Below are 3,770 nucleotides of genomic sequence, written 5' to 3'. Positions count from 1 at the left end.
AATTATTATTGCAGAATTCTACTCAACTTTGGTGGATTGACAACGGGAATTTTCATGCCGGATTTCCGGAACAAATCGCTTACGAACAAAGGATTTTTGAAAAATTATCCCAAGAACAGATCAAATTTGATTACCAAACCGGGAATTTTAAATTCCATCATCCGAAAAATAAATCGGTCAATCTTATAAGCGACGGAAGCGATTTAGCATATTGGGCAAAACATGCTTTGGAACGGAATGGGTTTGAGGTTAATTCCAATTCGGAAATTAAACTAGAGATCAATCAATATAAAATTAAAATCAATCAACAAACAGTTTTTTCTATTTCGGAATTAATCGACTATTTAAAAATTTAAAAATGCAAAAAAAACATCATCATAACAGGCGCAAGCCGCGGAATAGGATTTAATTCGTAAATTTGAATAAATTAAAGATTTATGGAAAATCTATCAGTAAAACCTCCTTTAACTAATTTGCAAGCAGAGTTATTGAAACTTTTTTCAATGGAATTGCCGGAAGAAGAATTAATTGAACTAAGGAAAATAATGGCTGATTTCCTCCTGAAAAAAACACGTGAGAAAGCTGATGTTGTTTGGGATGAAAAGGAATACAGCGATGAAAAATTGAAGAACTTACTTGAGAATTCAATTTAATCGGAATGCTAAAAGTAGTGTTGGATACCAATGCCATTCTAAGAACAGTTTCAAGCAGATCTGAATTTTCTGATGTATTGGATAAATTAAAAGACGGATTTTTTGAACTCTGGGTTTCCAATGAAATAGTATTAGAATACGAAGAAAAAATTACAGAGATTTTCTCAACCGAAACCGCAGAATTGTTATTAAGCGTACTGAACTTACTTCCGAATGTTAAAAAGACAGAAATTCATTTTTATTTAGAATTGATTGATAATGATTCAGATGATAACAAATTTGTGGATTGTGCATTTGCCGGAAACGTTCATTATTTAGTTTCAAATGACAAACATTTTAACAGACTTAAAACCATTGATTTTCCGTCTATCAATATTCTTACCTTAGAGGAATTTCACAAAATTCTTCAAACAGAATAACTATGCAAAAAAACATCATCATAACAGGCGCAAGCCGCGGAATCGGCAGAGAACTGGCCAAAATCCATCTCCAAAACGGAAACAACGTCTTGGCGATTTCCCGTAACGAAGAAAAATTAAAAGAACTTTACGTCTTCGAAAATAATTCTCAATTGATCATTCTGCCAATGGACATTTCCAAACAAAGCGATTTGGATATGCTGCAGGGTGCCATGCGAAATTGGGAACATCTGGACGTATTATATAATAATGCCGGGTTTCTGGTCAATAAACCTTTTTCGGAAATTTCGGAAAATGAGATTGATTATTCGGTTGCCGTCAATTACAAAGCACCGTTTCGGATCATCCAGATGGTTCTGGATAAAATGAATTCCCAATCGCACATCGTCAATATAACAACGATGGGTGCCGTTCAGGGTTCGGTGAAATTCCCGGGATTGGCGGCTTATTCCTCTTCCAAAGCCGGAATTGTCACGCTGACGGAACTTTTGGCACAGGAATTCAACGAAAACCAACCGCGGATTAATTGTGTCGCACTCGGAGCCGTTCAGACCGAAATGCTCCAGGAAGCCTTTCCCGGATATGAAGCACCGATTACCGCCGAAGAAATGGCCAATTATTTATTCAATTTTGGATTAAACGGACACAAATTCCAAAACGGAAAAACGATTCAGCTTTCAGTTTCAACCCCTTAACACATTTTTTCGGAAATTTATTCTACATTTATAACTTATAAATCAGAATAATTATGAGAAAAATCTACTTATCTATTCTTGCAATTGGGATGGCGATTTTCACATTTGCACAGGAATTTACATTGGAACTATTCGCCCAAGGATTAAATTCGCCTGTGGAATTGGTGCACGCCGGTGACGATCGGCTATTTGTAGTGGAGCAGGGAGGAAGGATCAAAATAATCAACAACGATGGAACTGTAAATCCAACTCCTTTCCTGAATATTTCTTCCAAAATCAGCACAGGGGGTGAAAGAGGTTTGTTGGGACTGGCGTTCGCACCCGATTATGAAACCAGCGGAAGATTTTATGTGAATTACACCAACACAGCAGGCGATACCGTTATTGAACGATATACAGTGAGTGATGATCCTGATGTTGCCAATTCTGACGGAACCATTTTACTGACCATCGACCAGCCCTTTGGTAATCACAATGGCGGAAATATCCATTTCGGACCCGATGGTTACCTCTGGATTTCAATGGGCGATGGCGGAAGTTCGGGAGATCCAAATAATTACGGACAGAATAAAAATGTATTATTAGGTAAAATGCTTCGCATTGACGTCAGCGGAGATGCTTATACTTCTCCGTCTGATAATCCATTTGTAGGCGAAGATGGAGCCGATGAAATATGGGCCTATGGATTGCGCAACGCTTGGAAATTTTCATTTGATTCCGAAACCGGCGATCTCTGGATTGCAGATGTCGGACAAAATCTAATCGAAGAAATCAACAAACAATCTTCCCAAACACCCGGTCTGAACTATGGTTGGCGTTGTTACGAAGGAAACGATCCCTATAACACAGGTGGTTGCGATGCACCCGAATCGATGGTTTTTCCAATTGCCACTTACAATCATTCGGGCGGCAGATGTTCCATAACTGGCGGATATGTTTACAGAGGGACTGCTTATGCCAACTTGGTTGGTAAGTATTTCTTTGCAGATTATTGTTCCGGTGAGATCGGCTGGGTCGATGGTGATACGCTCGAATTCCTCACCGATACCAATGATTTCATCACCGGCTTCGGTCAAGATATGTCCGGACAACTATATGTAGTAGGCTCCGGCAAAGTTCAAAAAATAGTAGGACAGACCATGGGCGTTACAGATCCTAAACACATCCAAATTTCCATTCACCCCAATCCAACTACAAATTTCGTAAACATTACCAGTAACAAGCCAGTTGATGAAATAGCTTTGTATTCAATGGAAGGGAAACTTTTGGAAAAACACATAAATATTCAAAAACTCGATTTATCCAAATATCCAAAAGGCGTATATATATTAACTATACTATCCGGTAAACTCCAAAAAACACAAAAACTTATCAAAAATTAAGTATATATATAGTATAATTTATTTTTGGGCACCTCTCACTTTTTAAATTTTGGACAAACCAAAATTCAAAAAATGAGACCGGGCTCTCGGCACTCGCTTTCCCTCTGCAGTCTGATTTACCCTGACTACAGAGAAAAAGCTCAAACAAATGCCTCCATCCCTGATGCAAATTCAGACAAGTTCAGATTTTTTTTATCAAAAACACAAAATCTAAAACATTGTAAATAAACCATCTGAAAATTATTTCCAAAAACTTTCAAAAAATTACATCAAAACATTTGGTTCATATTATATACTCGCTCTATATTTGCAGTCCTTTTCAGTGAGAGATTAACCACAGAAAAGAAAGCAAAAAAGAGAAGTTCATTGTAAATTATTGTTTGTTAATGTTTTGCGATATAGTTCAAAAAATATTTCAAAATATTTCAAAAATAATTTTGTAGTAATGAAAAGATTCTTACCTTTGCACCCGCTTTAAGAGATTGAAGCGAGGAATTAAGAAACGAGAAGTTCATTTGAAATAATAGAAAAGAAGAAAAAAAGCCTAAAAAGAGAAAACGGTCAATTTTGTAAGGCAGGCATCAAAGGTTCGAAGTTCTAAAAGTATTTAAAAAATTTTAC

5 protein-coding genes are annotated in these 3,770 nt (G+C 36.8%); all 5 read left to right on the top strand.

Features of this window, described 5'->3' with window-relative positions; all coding sequences use genetic code 11:
* A partial coding sequence (locus WBF63_RS07560) for a hypothetical protein (protein WP_424369109.1) occupies positions 1-356 on the top strand: 356 nt, incomplete at its 5' end.
* An 81-nt stretch (positions 357-437) separates the two neighbouring features.
* Complete coding sequence (locus tag WBF63_RS07555) at positions 438-653, top strand: hypothetical protein (protein ID WP_424369108.1); 216 nt, start codon at positions 438-440, stop codon at positions 651-653.
* Between the two features lie 5 nt (positions 654-658).
* On the top strand, positions 659-1,072 hold the full coding sequence (locus WBF63_RS07550) for a putative toxin-antitoxin system toxin component, PIN family (protein ID WP_424369107.1): 414 nt from the start codon (positions 659-661) through the stop codon (positions 1,070-1,072).
* 2 nt (positions 1,073-1,074) lie between these two features.
* Positions 1,075-1,767: an SDR family oxidoreductase gene (locus WBF63_RS07545; protein ID WP_424369106.1), complete on the top strand. Its 693-nt coding sequence runs from the start codon at positions 1,075-1,077 to the stop codon at positions 1,765-1,767.
* Positions 1,768-1,820: 53 nt separating this feature from the next.
* The gene (locus tag WBF63_RS07540) at positions 1,821-3,149 is read left to right on the top strand and encodes a PQQ-dependent sugar dehydrogenase (protein ID WP_424369105.1); all 1,329 of its coding nucleotides are present in this window, start codon (positions 1,821-1,823) and stop codon (positions 3,147-3,149) included.
* The last annotated feature ends 621 nt before the right edge of the window (positions 3,150-3,770 follow it).

This window comes from Moheibacter sp., from assembly GCF_049672845.1.
Classification (GTDB): domain Bacteria; phylum Bacteroidota; class Bacteroidia; order Flavobacteriales; family Weeksellaceae; genus Moheibacter.
This window is presented reverse-complemented; position numbering and strand designations above follow the sequence as displayed.

What these genes read in the sequence shown, in the direction of transcription:
- WBF63_RS07555 (WP_424369108.1), top strand. Translation starts at nt 438, where the DNA reads ATGGAAAATCTATCAGTAAAACCTCCTTTAACTAATTTGCAAGCAGAG.
- WBF63_RS07550 (WP_424369107.1), top strand. Translation starts at nt 659, where the DNA reads ATGCTAAAAGTAGTGTTGGATACCAATGCCATTCTAAGAACAGTTTCA.
- WBF63_RS07545 (WP_424369106.1), top strand. Translation starts at nt 1,075, where the DNA reads ATGCAAAAAAACATCATCATAACAGGCGCAAGCCGCGGAATCGGCAGA.
- WBF63_RS07540 (WP_424369105.1), top strand. Translation starts at nt 1,821, where the DNA reads ATGAGAAAAATCTACTTATCTATTCTTGCAATTGGGATGGCGATTTTC.